Annotated in this window: 11 protein-coding genes; 4 read left to right on the top strand and 7 right to left on the bottom strand. The window is 45.9% G+C overall.

The features are described from left to right. Positions 1–8 precede the first annotated feature (8 nt). The 3 genes from ACYVGR_RS18470 to ACYVGR_RS18460 form a co-directional block, all read right to left on the bottom strand. Positions 9–812, bottom strand: a complete 804-nt coding sequence (locus tag ACYVGR_RS18470; RefSeq protein ID WP_460959321.1) for an SMP-30/gluconolactonase/LRE family protein — start codon at positions 810–812, stop codon at positions 9–11. Positions 813–1,195: 383 nt separating this feature from the next. Further along, complete coding sequence (locus tag ACYVGR_RS18465) at positions 1,196–2,347, bottom strand: alginate O-acetyltransferase AlgX-related protein (RefSeq protein ID WP_460959319.1); 1,152 nt, start codon at positions 2,345–2,347, stop codon at positions 1,196–1,198. 53 nt (positions 2,348–2,400) lie between these two features. Continuing rightward, the gene (locus ACYVGR_RS18460; RefSeq protein WP_460959317.1) at positions 2,401–3,840 is read right to left on the bottom strand and encodes an MBOAT family O-acyltransferase; all 1,440 of its coding nucleotides are present in this window, start codon (positions 3,838–3,840) and stop codon (positions 2,401–2,403) included. Positions 3,841–4,232: 392 nt separating this feature from the next. Here ACYVGR_RS18460 and ACYVGR_RS18455 point away from each other — a divergent pair, with 392 nt between their 5' ends. Continuing rightward, the gene (locus ACYVGR_RS18455; protein ID WP_460959315.1) at positions 4,233–5,096 is read left to right on the top strand and encodes an SGNH/GDSL hydrolase family protein; all 864 of its coding nucleotides are present in this window, start codon (positions 4,233–4,235) and stop codon (positions 5,094–5,096) included. Positions 5,097–5,339: 243 nt separating this feature from the next. Further along, a complete protein-coding gene (locus ACYVGR_RS18450) occupies positions 5,340–6,269 on the top strand; it encodes an SGNH/GDSL hydrolase family protein (protein ID WP_460959313.1) in 930 nt (309 codons plus the stop codon). A 336-nt stretch (positions 6,270–6,605) separates the two neighbouring features. Here the strand turns inward: ACYVGR_RS18450 and ACYVGR_RS18445 are convergent, their stop codons facing one another. From ACYVGR_RS18445 to ACYVGR_RS18430, 4 genes are all read right to left on the bottom strand, one after another. Further along, positions 6,606–7,706, bottom strand: a complete 1,101-nt coding sequence (locus tag ACYVGR_RS18445; RefSeq protein ID WP_460959311.1) for an alginate O-acetyltransferase AlgX-related protein — start codon at positions 7,704–7,706, stop codon at positions 6,606–6,608. Positions 7,707–7,726: 20 nt separating this feature from the next. Then, the gene (locus tag ACYVGR_RS18440) at positions 7,727–9,184 is read right to left on the bottom strand and encodes an MBOAT family O-acyltransferase (protein WP_460959309.1); all 1,458 of its coding nucleotides are present in this window, start codon (positions 9,182–9,184) and stop codon (positions 7,727–7,729) included. Between the two features lie 110 nt (positions 9,185–9,294). Further along, the gene (locus tag ACYVGR_RS18435; protein ID WP_460959307.1) at positions 9,295–9,927 is read right to left on the bottom strand and encodes a hypothetical protein; all 633 of its coding nucleotides are present in this window, start codon (positions 9,925–9,927) and stop codon (positions 9,295–9,297) included. 42 nt (positions 9,928–9,969) lie between these two features. Then, a complete protein-coding gene (locus tag ACYVGR_RS18430; protein WP_460959305.1) occupies positions 9,970–10,599 on the bottom strand; it encodes an MgtC/SapB family protein in 630 nt (209 codons plus the stop codon). Between the two features lie 136 nt (positions 10,600–10,735). Between ACYVGR_RS18430 and uvrA the strand changes: the two genes are divergently transcribed. Beyond that, the gene (uvrA, locus tag ACYVGR_RS18425) at positions 10,736–13,723 is read left to right on the top strand and encodes an excinuclease ABC subunit UvrA (protein WP_460959303.1); all 2,988 of its coding nucleotides are present in this window, start codon (positions 10,736–10,738) and stop codon (positions 13,721–13,723) included. Between the two features lie 115 nt (positions 13,724–13,838). Continuing rightward, the gene (locus ACYVGR_RS18420; protein ID WP_460959301.1) at positions 13,839–16,232 is read left to right on the top strand and encodes a DUF11 domain-containing protein; all 2,394 of its coding nucleotides are present in this window, start codon (positions 13,839–13,841) and stop codon (positions 16,230–16,232) included. Positions 16,233–16,468 lie beyond the last annotated feature (236 nt).

Raw genomic sequence — 16,468 nt, 5'->3', positions numbered from 1 at the left:
ATACGAACTTATATAATACTTAACAGTTGCCCTTTTTCAGTTTCTGTTACGACTAATCCCAACTCTCCCGACGGATCATACACACAATTCGAGGGATTTTGGCCGGGTAATGAAATATCGCGCACAAAGCTCCCATCCGCCGAGAATACCCGAATAATACCCGCTCCAAACACAGCAACATAAAGATTCCCGTCGGGGCCGGGTGTCATGCCATCGGGACCGGGAATCGATGCACCTATAGGTGTATCGATCACGTCGGCCCAAACCCGAATTGTTTCCCAGCTTAATGACTCCGTATCCCAATAACCACTCCAGATGCGTTGCTGGTGCGTTTCAGCGATAAGTAACGTTTGATTATCTGGATGGAAGGCAAGTCCATTGGGGTAAAGTAAACCATCGGCAATAATTTCAACCAGCCCATCGGCCGAATAAACCACCACATAGCCTTGCTGCCCAACGTCGGGCGGTCCCGGACAAGTAACGATTAAATTGTTTTGCTCATCGAACAGTAAGTCGTTAGGCATATTCAGGGGTTGGCCACTGATATGACTAATCACCGTTTCGATGGTATCATCATCTGTATGCAAACGCCGGATACAGTTCTGGCCTGAGTCACAGAACCATAAGTCGCCCCTATTGAAAACTAATGCATTTGGCCGCCCACCCGTCTGAATTCGGTTTGTTTTTCCATCCTTATATCGGCAGAATAGCCCTTCGCCTTCCTGTTCTACACACCAGAGGTTTCCATGAGCATCAAATGCAGGACCTTCAGGGAAACGTAAGCCTTCTGCCAGTACACGTATATCATCCATAACAAAGTGTCGTTGAGTCCTTTTACTTTACCCAAATAGCCCTACTACCTATCTCAAAATCAGGCTTTAGTCAAGCGCGATCATTCAGATTAAAGAGCCGCGTAGGCTTTTTGTTCATAAATTTTATCATACGAACACATAATCAACGACCGGTAGGCAAGCATTTAGCAGAGACAGACAACAACCCCTACGATGATTGGGCGGCTGTTAGGGATACGTTTCGTCTAGAAGATTTGGCAATCTGGAGTCGCTACTAAAAACGAGTTTATCAGTTTTTTTATACTCACCGGGTTTTAACCCAGTGAGTATAAAAAGGGAAGGAGATATGTCGTCGATAAATTAATTCAGCTCAATAATGCAATTGCTAGACAGACTTCTTCTCGCTAAAGAAGCGCTAAATAAGCTAAGTTTCGCTCAACAATCTCAAAAATTACTACATCTGGCTTTTCAGAAAAAACTAATTCATCTGAGATCAAATTACTCCGCACGAGGTAAGATTTAAAAAAATAATTGGGGACAAATTGCGCCAGTGAGATCGTAAATGAATCGCCTATGAACAATAGGCTCGGCGATTTTTTATTCATACTTACGAATCGCTGAGAGGGCCACCCGCCTAATTCTGTATTATGAATACGGCCTGCTTCCTTAACTTGCAAATAAGGGGGCGCATCTATCTGATAATTAACCGTATCCGAAATATCCCGATTAAGTGCCATCATGGTTACTAAATCGCCAGAATAGCCCTTTTTAGCACAAATAGAGTAGTCATTTTCTTTAGGCAAGGGCATATCAGGAAAATCCTGCCGAATACGATTAGCTACAGATAACGTAGCAATAAAAGCCCCATAATCATTCCAGTGCGTATCCGTTTGCATATAGGTTTGGTGCCTGGATTTAGCAGCTAGTAAAGCCGGACGAACGTCAATAAACGGAATGGTCGTATTTTTTAGCAAATACTGTTTTAAACGATCATAATTAGATATTACCCGATTATTTTGTAGGTAGTTAGGCAAATTTTCGGGGTAAATCGTGTACGAATCAGGCGGTATAAACAGATAAAACTTTATGCCCTGAGCAGCCAGTTTCCGTTGTTTGGCCGTCAATTTTTGTACAATTGTCTGTAAAGTCTGCAACTCTATTGGTTGTAATCCCTGATGCTGATCGGCTACATTATTTAAATCATTGCCAGGATAAAACCAGTTGTTCTTACCGAGAATGACTTTGTAAGGTAATGGGGAAACGCCCAACACATCATATTTAAGGTGGCTGTACTGATAAAAGAGCACATTGCGCCAGCCAAAATTTTCTTTATAGTATTGATTAAACTGATTGATGTACGTGTTGACGTGGGGAAATTTGAAGGTTGGGAAAGGCGCTAGTATATGTTTTTCTGTGCTCTGAAAATTGGATGAAAAGCCAAACCATTGGTCAAGACCGGGCAAAATCAATAGGATAGCAAATCCGAACCCTGTAAGAAAAAAACGATACCTGGTTAGATTTCTTGGTTTAGGCGTATAATAGGGATCATTTTCCATAGAATTTGGGTGGACATTAAGAGTCGTTTTACTAGTTTCGGTGGAGATCATTGTCAAAAGCGGAAATAAATAAATGGATTATACGTATCCGCAGCTAAGTACATAACAGCCATAATAAATAAACCATACAGACCCAGAACATACACCGTATTCATTAGGTATAACGCAGGTGTATATACTAACCGTGCCTGTATACGAGACCACCAACGCTGAAAACGGAGATAGACTGGCGTTGCCAATATGAAGCCTACTAGCAGCGTAACAATAACTTCGGTGTTCAGGAAATAACTTATTGGCAAGGCTATTCGACCAATATTACCCACTCCGATCATTCCCTGTAAATATCTTATCGCTTCTGGCATAGTGTTGGCTCTAAAAAAGACCCAGCCTACTAACAGCACCAGAATTGTGTACACATGAGCTAAAGGCGGCCAAATTTTTTCTAGGAGCTTTCCCCAACCAGCTCGTTCGATGAGCAAAAACAGGCCATGATAGAGTCCCCAAATAATGAAATTCCAACTGGCACCATGCCAAAGACCCGTTATGAAAAACACAATCAGCAAATTACGATAGGTCCGTACTTTGCTCCCTCGATTACCTCCCAGTGGAATATAGAGGTAGTCCCGAAACCAACTCGATAACGAAATATGCCAGCGTCGCCAGAAGTCCTGGATAGATCGAGCGATGTAGGGATAATTAAAGTTTTCTTTGAAATCAAAGCCGAGCATCTTACCCAGCCCAATGGCCATATCCGAATAGCCCGAAAAGTCAAAATAGATTTGAAGCGAGTAAGCGATAATACCCAGCCAGGCCGTTTCGGTTGGATAACTATCGGCAGGAGCATTGAAAATTGTATCGGCAACGCTGGCAAATGTGTTCGCCAGCAACAATTTCTTACTAATGCCAATAATGAACCGTTCAGCTCCTACACCAAACTTCTCTAAGGAAGTGGTTCGTTGGGCTAGCTCAGGCGCTATGTCGGCATATCGAACAATAGGTCCCGCAATCTGATGCGGAAACATAGCTACATAAGTTCCATAATCCAGGAAACTTCGATTAGCCCGAATACGCCCCCAGTACACATCGAGTGTATAAGAGATTCCCTGAAACGTATAGAAGCTAATACCAATGGGAAGCGCAACGGAGGGAATAGTCAGACTATCAGCAATAGGTAGGTCAAGCATCTCAGCCAACCCACGTACTGAATCGACCAGAAAATTAGCATATTTGTAATAAAACAGCAGGGATAAGCTCCCCACTAACGACACCCACAAACCAACACGGCGGTAACCATTTTCAATAAGACGCCCTGCCGAAAAATTAATACATATGGATAGTAGTAAGACAATGACAACGATATTCTCACCCCATGCGTAAAACAGTAAACTGGCAAAAAATAAAAACGTATTACGCCATTGAGTAGGTAACAAATAGTAAACCAGAATAAAGACTGGAAAATAGAGAAATAGAAAAATAGCAGAACTAAATAACATTCTAATGGACGGTGGATTTCCACAAATATAGGAGACTCATTAGTAAATCAGGTAGCTACATTTCCTGACACTGTCCTAACGAGTTGGCATAACCTGACATAATCGGTCTTCTTTGCGTGTGTAATTTGCGTTAGTACTATATAACCAATAGATGATTGATGTTTACTCAACGAAAGTTTATGTTCTGGTTGCCAGCAGGAAAAATTATAGCAGCAGCCTGCCTTCTAATAATAGTAGTGGCTATAAGTAGCTGTGTTAAAGACTATCCTGCACAGGTCGGAAATATTATTCCACCTACAAATACAACCACGCCAACATCGACAACTAGCTGTTCTTGTACAGGGGGGGTATCATCTACAACGCCTACTAGTGGTACCACTACACCTGCCTCGTTGACAACAGTTACTGTTGATACGTTAGATGCATCTCCTCCCCACTTTTCTCCCAATGGTGGTAATTTTTATTTCAGCACAACAGTGAAACTGGCTTCTGATACGCTCCCTCCCCAGGCTGTATATGAGTTTTCGCTTGATAATGGAACTACCTGGCAAATTGGGCAGCAATTTACCTTAACAACTGGTGGAAAGGTTTTAACACGTTTCCGAGTCGGAAACAAGCCCTCACGGAGCAGGGCGGCCTCTTTTACGCTTTATTATCAGCGAATGCTGGTCGTTGGTAATAGTATTATGAGCCACGCACCTGCGCCTGAGATAGGCTGGACTAATTTTAATGGCATGGCGGCTTCGGCCCCCGAAAAAGATTTCGTCCATTTGCTCACAGCCCGGTTGCAAACCTTGAATCCAGATATGACCGTTCGACTCCAGAGTGGCGCGGGTATTGAACTTGATTTTGGTAAATCGACCTATACGATGGATGAGTTCACAGAACCCCTTCAGACATTTAAGCCCGATTTGATTGTCGTTCGACTTGGGGAGAATGTAGTTGATGGAGATGTCCAGACCCGCAATTTTGAAGGGCAGTTCCGCCAATTCCTGGAACGTCTGAAACAACTTAGCAGAGGCTATAATCAGCCAGTTCAGATAGTTATATCGACGTGCGTATGGGAGCATCCAGCCACCGATGCTATACTCAAAAAGGTGGCTGCCGAAAATGGCTATCCACTCGTTGATTTGAGTTGTATAATCGGGCAGCCACAATATTTCGCCAGTCAATATGCAAATCCTGGCGTTGCTGCCCACCCAAATGACACGGGTATGCAAAAAATCTCAGATTTAATCTGGGTTAAAATTCAATAAAGACTATTTGTTACCAAATATTAAACAACGCTACTAATAGGCTTAAACAACCTTCATTAGCCGGAAATAGTGATTTCGAGGAGAATAATACGAACTGTTCACGCACAGACACTTCTATAAAGATGGCACAGTTTTAGCAGGAATCTATTAGTGACTATACAGCTCATGATAGTGAATAAATTATTCCCTTTTTTCAAAATTCAATTCTTTATACAGTGTACGATCTTAGGCTTGTTAGGTTGTTTGTGTACAACAAACGCTTTAGCACAGCCCTGCGATCCTCATTGCGTACTAATTACAGTTCGACGCCTACTACCAGGATCAGGCGGAGGGGCTGCTCTGGCCGCTCCTTCATTCAAGCAATCATCTAACGTAATTCCTTTTGGAGACACGCTAAAAATTACATCTCCTAGCCTTCCTGCAGGGGCTGTTATAGAATATTCCAAAGACAATGGAAGCACTTGGACAACTGGCGACCAGGTAGTGATCGACAATAAAGTAAACATTGTTGCTCGCGTGCGTTTGAATCAACAACTATCACCTTTGCTGCAGGGAAGCTTTACCCCTTCTTATAAGCGAATGCTTGTTATTGGAAATAGCATTATGAGTCATGGACCAGCTCCCGATTTAGGCTGGTACAACTTTAACGGCATGGCGGCCTCTGCCCCCGAAAAAGATTTCGTCCATTTGCTTACTGCTCGACTACAAACCTTGAATCCAACCATGACCGTGCAGCTTCAGTCTGGTGTTGGTATTGAGCTTGATTTTGGCAAACCAACGTATGCTATGGATGAGTTCGATCAGCCGCTGCAAAGCTTTAAACCTGATCTAATCCTTATTCGCCTTGGAGAGAATGTAGTCGATGGAGATGTCCAGACCCGTAATTTTGAGGGGCAATTCCGTCAGCTACTGGATCGACTAAAGCAGGTTAGTACAACAAACGGACAACCCGTTCAGATAGTTATAACGACCAGCGTTTGGGATCGCCCTTTAGCAGACGCTGCCATTCGAAAAGTAACCGCCGAAAAAGCGTATCCCCTGGTTGATTTAAGCAGCATGGTCGGAAAGGGTCAATATTTTGCCAGCCAATATGCAAACCCTGGGGTAGCCGCCCACCCAAATGATGCCGGTATGCAACAGATTTCTGACTTAATCTGGGTTAAATTTCAGTAGACGTGACTATTAAGTTCAGTCCTTCTAATTAACGTGAATAATGGTTAAAATCTGAAATTATTGACTGATTATCAACGTTTTTTGTCATCCCGACGCAGGAGGGATCCGCTCCGGCGGCCCGGTTCGGTAGCTAGAATGTGCTGCTGTTAGCGAAGATCCCTCCTGCGTCGGGACGACAAAATTATCTTCTAATTCACTGATTATCAGTAACTTATATATTATATCAACCCATTATTCACGTTAATTAGGAATTTAGGTTATGGGCCAAAACAAACATAGTCTAATCCCGAACTTAACAGAGAACTTTTTACGATCAAAAAGCCTGATTTCAGTTAATCAAAATGAGGCTAGTTGGTTAATATTTCGCTCAACAATCTCCAGAACAAGAACAGTAGGGCGCTCAGTACGAATTGCAGCATCGTCCAGTTTACCATCTCGTACGAAATAAGACTCTCGAAAATAAGCAGGCAAAAACTGCATCATACCAATGCTAAACGAATCGCCAATGAAGAGTAGTCGGTCGGTTCCCGATCCAGCGAAACGATGAGAGGGAAGGGGGTTATTTTCGCGGGGTACAACGGCCGTTTCCCGACTAGTCAGCTTGTGCATCGGGCGAATTTCATAGGCAATTTTTTCATCCACGTTATCCTGTAACATTAGCATACGGGTCAAATCGCCGTTTATACCTGCCCACTGCTTTACCTGGTAATCCGATGCCTGTATAGCTGGCATGGCTGGTTTATCCTGTCGGATACGATTCAGAAGCGCAGCACAACCGACCAGCGTGCCATAATCATTCCAGTGCGTATCCGTCTGATAGTACACTCGATGCGTACGTTTGGCCGCTTGTAGCGTATCCCGAATATCAATAAAGGGAACCGTTGTCTTCACCATGGCTCGCTTCAATACATCAAGCCGCGACGACTCGTTGCTTTGCGGTAAATGATCGGGCAGATATTCGGGGTAGATCGTATGCGAATCGGGGGCAATCATGACATACAATTTAATCCCCTGTTTGGCTAACTCTTGCTGGCGTTTGGTCAGATGCTCCGCAATCTGAGAAGCCTCTTTGTCGGAAAGAGGCACTAATCCCCGGTGCTGATCAACAACTTTGTTATAGCTATTGCCCAGATAAAACCAACCCTCCTTGCCAACAACAACTTTTTCGGGCAACGGAGATTGGCCTAGTACCTTGTATTTCAGACGGCTATACATATAAAACAAGGCATTCCGGCCACCGAAATTCTCTTTATAGTATTGATCAAACCACACGACAAACTGCCGTACATGCGGAAAATGGAATGATGGCAGTGGTGCCGCTTGCCGGTTTTCGGTGCTCTGAATCCAGGCAGATAGGCCAACTAGTTTATCGATTGTTGGCAATAACAAGAGTATAGCAAAACTAACAGCGACTATACGTGATCGTATTTGTATCATTAGTGAGAAGCGCTATCCTGTCAAAACCGAAAATAAATAAATGGATTGTAACTATCAGCGGCCAGATACGCTACCGATAAGACAAATAGCCCAACGAGCCCTACTAGCACATAAATCATATTGAGCGTAATCTGAGCGGGTAGTACAACCGCGCGTAACAATAACCGATTCCAAATCACCTGAAAACGGTGATAAACAGGTGTGGCTAGTATGACCCCAAGTAATAGTGACACACAAACCTCGGTATTGAGAAAATAGTCTAGCGGGAAAGCTACCCGACTCACGGAGCCCAAGCCTGCCATTTTCTGTAAATAAACCAGTGCCGATGTCAGGTCTTCGGCCCGGAAGAATACCCAACCGATCAGCACGATCAACAACGAGTAAACATGCGCAATGGGTGGCCATACCCGTTCCAGTCGTTTACTCAAGCCTGCCCGTTCGACCAATAGCCAGAGACCATGATAGAGGCCCCAGACTATAAAATTCCAGCTAGCACCATGCCAGAGCCCTGTTACGGCAAATACAATCAGCAAGTTGCGATAGGTTCGCATTTTACTCCCTCTATTCCCGCCTAGTGGAATATAGAGGTAATCGCGGAACCAGCTCGACAGAGAGATGTGCCAGCGTCGCCAGAAATCCTGAATAGAGCGGGCGATATACGGATAGTTGAAATTCTCTTTGAAATCAAAGCCAACCATTTTTCCCAGCCCAATGGCCATATCCGAATAGCCTGAGAAGTCGAAGTAAATCTGAAGCGAGTAAGCGATAATGCCCAACCAGGCCGTTTCGGTTGGATAACTATCAGCAGGGGCGTTGAAAATTGTATCAGCCACGCTGGCAAACGTATTGGCTAACAATACTTTTTTAGCCATACCAATGATAAATCGTTCCGCACCGATACCAAATTTTTCGAGGTTAACCGACCGATCGGTCAGTTCAGGAGCAATGTCGGCATACCGAACAATAGGTCCCGCAATCTGGTGCGGAAACATAGCCACGTAGGTGCCATAGTCCAGAAAGCTCCGATTGGCCCGGATACGTCCCCAGTAAATATCGAGTGTATAGGAAATACCCTGAAACGTGTAAAAACTAATCCCGATTGGGAGCGCAATAGGTGCCAAAGTCAGTTTATCGGCAACGGGAAGGGCCAAATTTTCGGCCAACCCATGTAGTAAATTAACCAGGAAATTGGCGTATTTATAATAAAACAGTAACGATAAACTACCAATTAACGATAGCAGAACACCCGTCCGTCGTTGTCCTTTTTCAACAAGCCATCCAGCCAGAAAATTAATGCACACCGACAACAACAATACCAGCACAACCTGCCCTTCGCCCCATGCATAAAACAGTAAACTAGCGCCGAATAAAAAAGCATTCGTCCAGCGTATACCTAACCAGTAGCGGGGCAGTAAGTAATAGATAATCAGGAAGGAAGGGAGAAATAAAAACAAAAAAATTGCCGAACTGAAGAGCATATCGCATACAATAAGTCAGGCCAAAGTTAGCGAAAAGGACCAGAATGCGAAAAGGGGACAGAGAGCGGCTATGTCTCTCTGTCCCCTTTCTGTACTTCCTTCGCGAATGACTAAAAGAACGATAGCCGGAGCACAAATGGCGTACCTCCATACACCTGATAGGAGATCGGATCGCTTGGCTTATAGTTTAAATTATATAAAGCCGTCAGGTTAACCCCAAATCGTCGGGAGATAGGCTGCATATAGGTAACCCCTACGAGTGGAGCTGTAACGGTACCGGTATAAGCACCCGCCACCTGATCTGTTTTGCTCTGATACGTGGTACTTTGTAACTCACCATGCAGGTACAGGTTGGGTAGTATGCTTGGAATAAACTCATACATCAGGAACCCTCTTCCGCCATACTGATTGATGGTAACTCCCTGATTGGCATATATGTAACCTGGCTTATAGCGTGTATATGTATACGTAGCACTAACGCCAACAATTAAATGCTCGGTAGCCTGATAGGCCACAACAGGCGCAACGCCTATGCTAAATGGATTACCGAATTGAAATCCATTAATCCCGCCCCCAAACCGGAGTCGTTGACCAAATGGCAATGGGCGCCCTTCGGGTGTTTGTGTTTTTAGTGGGTCACGGCCCTGGTCCCGACGATCATCGGGGTCTTCGGTAAGTTGCCCGAACGCCAGACTGCTACTCAACAAAGCCGCAATAAACAGTAACTTTTGAATATGATTCATGTTGGTTTTGTACAAAATAAAAACTTATACTAAGTAACGAAATTAGAACGTAAATTCTTTTACTTCAGGGTCATTCAGCAAACGATTAATGCATTTTTCATGATTTTTTTCGGAACCATCAACACGCCAGTGTCCAATTATTTCGGTTCCAATACGCTGCTGTTGATTTCGTATTGGATGGAGCCCACACTCCTCAAAGAACGCTTCGTATTGGTTCAACGTCTTGTTGTGGAATGCCGTTACAATTTTATAATCCCGCGTTTGGTTCAACTTCTGTATCCGGTTGGCAAAACCAACCAACAGCAGCAACGAACCCAAAATAAACACGAACCCCACAATGGCAATATCGTAGTGTCCTGCGCCTACGCACATACCTAACGCAGATACGGCCCAAACCGTTGCAGCCGTTGTCAGCCCTTTTACGCGACTGTCTTCCCGAAAGATGATGCCAGCCCCCAGGAAGCCAATCCCATTCACAATATTAGCAGCAATCCGATCGCCAGAGCCGCCAATCCGTCCCGAAACCATCGTGAACAAGGCCGAGCCAACGCAGATCATAATCATGGTGCGAAACCCAGCGGCTTTGCCATGATATTCGCGTTCAATGCCAATCAGTCCACCAATGACCAGCGCGACGCTCAACCGAATCATGTCTTCTTCTGCAAAAATCATTTGTTTCGTTAGCTAGTAGAGGACCCACAAGAACCTAATAACGTTGCATTTGTCGGGTAAGAAAAGCAATCAGGAGAAACCATATTTCGAAATAATCCGTTAAAATCTAGATAGAGTTTATCCTCATTAACACCGAATGACCCAGACCACGGAAACCGAATTTCGGAATCATACCGGAGAGCCCATACGTTCTGTAGACAATCTTGATCCCAAGCAGTTTATCATCATTAAAGGGGCGAAAGTACATAATCTAAAAGGAATTGATGTAGCCATACCCCGTAACAAATTAGTTGTTCTGACCGGTCTATCGGGTTCGGGAAAGTCTTCTTTGGCATTCGATACGCTGTTTGCCGAAGGACAACGGATGTATGTCGAAAGTTTGAGCAGTTATGCCCGGCAGTTTTTAGGCCGGATGGAAAAGCCTGAAGTTGAATACATTAAAGGGGTTTCTCCGGCCATTGCCATTGAGCAAAAAGTTTCGACCCGTAATCCGCGCTCTACTGTAGGCACATCTACCGAAATCTACGATTACCTGAAATTACTTTTTGGGAGAGCGGGCATTACCTATTCGCCTATTTCAGGCCACGAAGTTCGTAAAGATACCGTTACGGATGTCGTTAATTATATGTATGGTTACGAAGCCGGACAGCGGGTCATGATCATGGCGCCCTTGCGGGTTCGTGAAGGACGGACGTTAGCCTACGAGCTAAATATATTGCTTCAAAAAGGCTACACCCGAATTGTAGCCGACGGAAGCGTCCTTCAGATTGAAGACGTTTTAAGTAATGAAGAGTTAGGAGTGAAGAGTGAAGAATATCCCTCTAATCCTTATTCTCCACTCTTCACTCCTAACTCTTCACTAGAAATTCTTGTCGACCGGGGTACCGTGCTTTACGATGAGAATGGGCAGCCTGATGAAGATAATCAATACCGATTCTCAGATTCTGTACAGACGGCCTTTAATGAAGGCGAGGGCAGTTGTCGGGTCGCTATTGTTGGACGGTCCGGCGCTACGGAGGAGTCGCGAATTTTTTCCGATAAGTTTGAACTGGATGGCATTGTCTTTGAAGAACCTAGTGTCAATCTGTTTACGTTCAACAATCCTTACGGTGCCTGCCGACGCTGCGATGGGTTTGGCAAAGTGCTGGGCATTGATCCCGATTTAGTTATTCCAGACAAGAATCTGTCCGTTTTCGAAGGAGCCATTGCGCCCTGGCGTAGTGAGAAAATGAGCGAGGAGTTTTTGAAGCCGCTTCTCAAAAATGGCATCCGTTTCGACTTCCCGATCCACCGTCCTTATAAAGACTTAACGTCTGCTGAACAGGAGTTACTCTGGACGGGTAATACCTATTTCGAGGGCCTGAACTCGTTTTTCGACTATGTTGAAAGCCAGACATTCAAAGTCCAGTATCGGGTGATGCTATCCCGCTATCGGGGAAAAACGACCTGTCCGGAATGCCGGGGATCGCGTTTACGTAAGGATGCCAGCTATGTAAAAATAGGCGGCAAATCCATTACCGATCTGGTGTTGATGCCACTTACCCAGGCAACCGCTTTTTTCCGTGATCTTGAGTTACCGCAGATGCAACAACAGGTTGCCAATCGGATATTGATTGAGATTCGGAATCGCTTAGACTATATGGAGCGGGTTGGGTTAGGCTATTTGACGCTTAACCGTTTGACAAATACTTTATCGGGCGGTGAATATCAGCGCATTAAGCTGGCTACCTCATTAGGCTCTGCCTTGGTTGGCTCCATGTATATTTTGGATGAACCAAGCATAGGTCTGCACCCGCGCGATACCAAACGCCTTGTCAGTGTTCTGGAATCCCTTCGCGACATGGGCAATACGGTGATCGTAGTCGAACACGAAGAAGAAGTCATGCGAGCCGCCGATCAGCTCATCGACATTGGCCCCGATGCGGGTTCGCTGGGTGGCCATCTGGTCTTTCAGGGAACGTGGGAAGAAATTGCAGGGAGCGCGGAGCACGGAGCACAAAGCACAGGCTCTGACGCTACCTCCGCGCTCCTCGCACCGAGCACCTTGCCATCCCACACGCTTGACTTCCTGACAGGGCGTGAAACGGTGCCAGTGCCGTCTTTCCGTCGCAAATCGGCGAATTTTATTGAATTGAAGGGCGCACGGGAAAACAACCTTAAAGATGTCGACGTACGCTTCCCGTTGAATACGCTGACTGTTGTAACAGGTGTGTCGGGTTCGGGAAAGAGTACCCTGATTCGGAAAGTGTTGTACCCAGCGTTAATGCGTCAAAAAGGGGATGCGGCCGAAGAAGCCGGTAAGTACGATTCGCTAACGGGTTCGCTCGACCGTATTTCAGCCATTGAAATGATCGACCAGAATCCGATTGGCAAATCGAGTCGCTCCAATCCGGTTACTTACATCAAAGCCTATGACTATCTGCGTCAGGTCATGGCCGATCAACCCTTATCGAAATCTCGGGCTTATAAACCCAGCCACTTCTCGTTCAACGTAGACGGAGGTCGGTGCGAGGTTTGCCAGGGCGAAGGCGAGGTGAAGATCGAGATGCAGTTTATGGCCGATATTTACCTTAAATGTGAAGGTTGTGGAGGGAAACGCTTCAAACAGGAAGTACTGGAAGTGATGCTACACGACAAGAATGTCTCCGATATTCTGGACATGACGGTCGACGAAGCCATTGATTTCTTCCGGGAGTTCGAGCCCAAGATGGCCGACAAACTCAAACCATTACAGGATGTCGGGCTTGGCTATATTGGGCTTGGTCAATCGGCCAACACGCTCTCGGGTGGTGAGGCTCAGCGAGTGAAGCTGGCGTCCTTCCTGGGTAAAGGCAATCCAAACAAAGGCGGTACATTGTTCATCTTTGATGAGCCAACGACCGGTCTGCATTTCCACGACATTCGGAAACTGCTGGCGGCCATCAACGCGCTCGTCGATCAGGGCGATTCGGTGATCATTATCGAGCACAATATGGAAATCATCAAAAATGCCGACCATATTATTGACCTTGGCCCCGAAGGTGGTGAAACGGGTGGTTACGTAACCTTCACGGGCACACCCGAAGAAATGGTAAAGCTCGCCAACGGGAATTATACCGCTGACTATTTGAAAGGCAAAGTGTAAGCGATTCAAGCGTCCGTTAGCCCTTAACTATAAAGGGCTAACGGACAAAAAAGTACGTTTAGGCTACAAGCTAACTTTCGCGTAATTTCGCAGCAGTAAACGTACCTGCTGCTTCATGTCCACATTTTCAAAATGGGTTTTTCTGTTCGTCATCTGGCCCTTCGTTGCGGCAGCGCAACTCCAGATTTCACACCCAATGGCACGTCTTGTTGTACAACGGGGAACAGACGGCACTGGACGAATGTATCTATCTGGACGACTTACGGCAGCTGTTGATCGGGTAGAAGCTCAACTAACGCCTGTAGCAGCCGGACAGGGAACCGCTACCGCCTGGCAAACCGTACAAACCAATCCAACCAACAACATTTTTCTGGGGTATATAACGGGGACTGGCGGTTGGTATGTACTGACTGTTCGTACGATTGTAAACAACCTAGTAACCGCGCAAGCGACAGTTCAACCCGTTGGCATTGGTGAAGTTTTTGTTACAGCGGGTCAATCAAATGCACGTGGCCTGGGCATCGGCGACAATGACCTGGGCACCAATACCGATCGTGTCAATGCAATTGATTCCATTAATCATTACTACCCGCCTAATGGGCAAGCCCTTGTCTCTTCTGGTGATCCTTCGCCCGTACCTGTTTACAAAGCATTAACAGCTACAAAGCGCGTCTTTCCGATGGCCGAAAGCTCGTGGGGCTGGGGCGAGTTAGGTGATTACATTGTCAATCGATATAATGTACCTGTAACCTTCTACGTAACGGGCTGGGATGGCTCAACAGTCGATAACTGGGCTAGTACGGCCAACGGTATCCCAACTTGTAACCGTTACAATTGTAGTGCAGGAAATTGGCCAAATCTACAGCCGTACACCAATCTTAAGAACGTGATGCAGTATTATCTGTCGATCTCGGGTGCTCGAACTGTGCTCTGGCATCAGGGAGAGGCTGAATATGGCGATAACACAACGGGTAGTATCCCAAATTATGTCACTAACTTAAAGACCGTTATCCAGAAATCACGACAAGATTTCGGCGGTAAAAATCTCTCCTGGGTAGTGGCACGCGTTTCGTTCGATGGCAGTACAACACGACCCGATGTAATTGCAAAGCAGCAGGAAGTTATTAATACGGCAGGGTTAAACGTGTTCCAGGGACCTTACAACGACACCATTCAGTTGCGAAATGCGGGAACTACTGATGTACACTTTCGTAACATTAGTCGCCCATCTCCGCATCCGCAATACTATTTAAATCCGAACACAATTCCGCAAGACATGGGGCTCTCGCGGTTTGCCCGCAACTGGAACAACAGCCTCGACAATGCCTTTTTCCAGAATGCACAACCGATCACTCCCACTCAATTTGCCGTTACGGGAAATCTGGCAAGTTATGTAACGCCTGGGGCTTCGCTAACCGTCACCTTCACAACGCTGGGCACATTCGATTCGGGAAATCAGTGGCAGGTGCAGCTACTTGATTCACTAGGACAATATAAAAGCGTACTGGGTAGTGGCGCCACAAGTCCGATTCAAGTAACCTTGCCGAGTGATTTGCAAAGTGGTCATTTCCAGATTCGGGTAGTCTCCACATCACCAGCCATGCCTGCTGTACCCTCCAATTTATTTCAGATTACAACCACACCGCCACAACCCCAGGCAGATGTAAGTTTAGCTATGGCGGTTACGAATCGAGTCCCCGATCTGAATAGCCCTGTTACGATTAGCCTGTTCGTTCGTAACGATGGTCCCGATCAGGCAACAGGTATCGTTGTACGAAATCGACTACCAGCGAATCTGGCCTTTATATCGTCTACTGATTTTTCTTCGAGCAATGCCGTATTGACTAGTTCGCCCATAAATCTTTCTGCAGGCACGACTCAGTCGCTCAGTTTTATTGCCCAACCAACGGCCCTTGGGACGTACCAAAACGCGGCCGAAATTGCCCAGGCGACGTCGGTCGACCCAGATAGCCAACCGAACTCGGGCACAGGCGATGGCCAGGATGATATGGCTCAGCTAGACTTCCGAACTCGTCAGGATGGAGGTAGCGTGTTCACCTCCCCCAATCCAAATCAGGTTCCGTTGCCCAGCGTCATTGGAAACCAGCCTACTCCCGACCCCGCCAAAGCCGACGTGAGCATTAGTCTAACCGTTAACAACCGCACCCCTCAAATGAATGACGTAATTAGTTATTCGTTGACAATCAGTAATCAGGGTGGTTTAACCGCAACAGGGTTGAGCGTAACGGCTTATTTACCCGCTGGTCAAACCTTCGTTTCGGGTGATGATTTTGGGCTATCAGGCGGCAATCCTGTTGGTGGCATTAGTAGTCTGGCAGCTGGCAATAGTTTTACACTCGTATTTCGAGCAAAAGCAACGGCTGTAGGGTATGGCATATGCAGCGCCCAGCTAACAGCCGCGAGTGTTTCAGATCCAGACTCCACGCCCAATAACGGAACCACCAATGGCGAAGACGATACCGCCCAGATAGATGTTCGTGTCCGATAAACGAATACGCATTAGACCCTCAACCTGAATAATTTAGGCTTTATCTTCGTTAAAATTACATTCATCAGTGAGTTGACTAGTACTCGGCCAATTTAGTTTCTATAGATTCTTTGGATTCTATCATTTTTGATTATCATCACAATAGGACCAACGCGCGGGCGGCCCCGAGAATCGATAGAGTCCCCTAGAATCTATTTTGCCAAAGCACTAGTACAAAAACGAGTTCGTCTGCTTTT

Source organism: Spirosoma litoris (assembly GCF_054776755.1).
The sequence above is the reverse complement of the archived record's forward strand: the minus strand, read 5'-3'. Positions and strand labels throughout refer to the sequence as shown.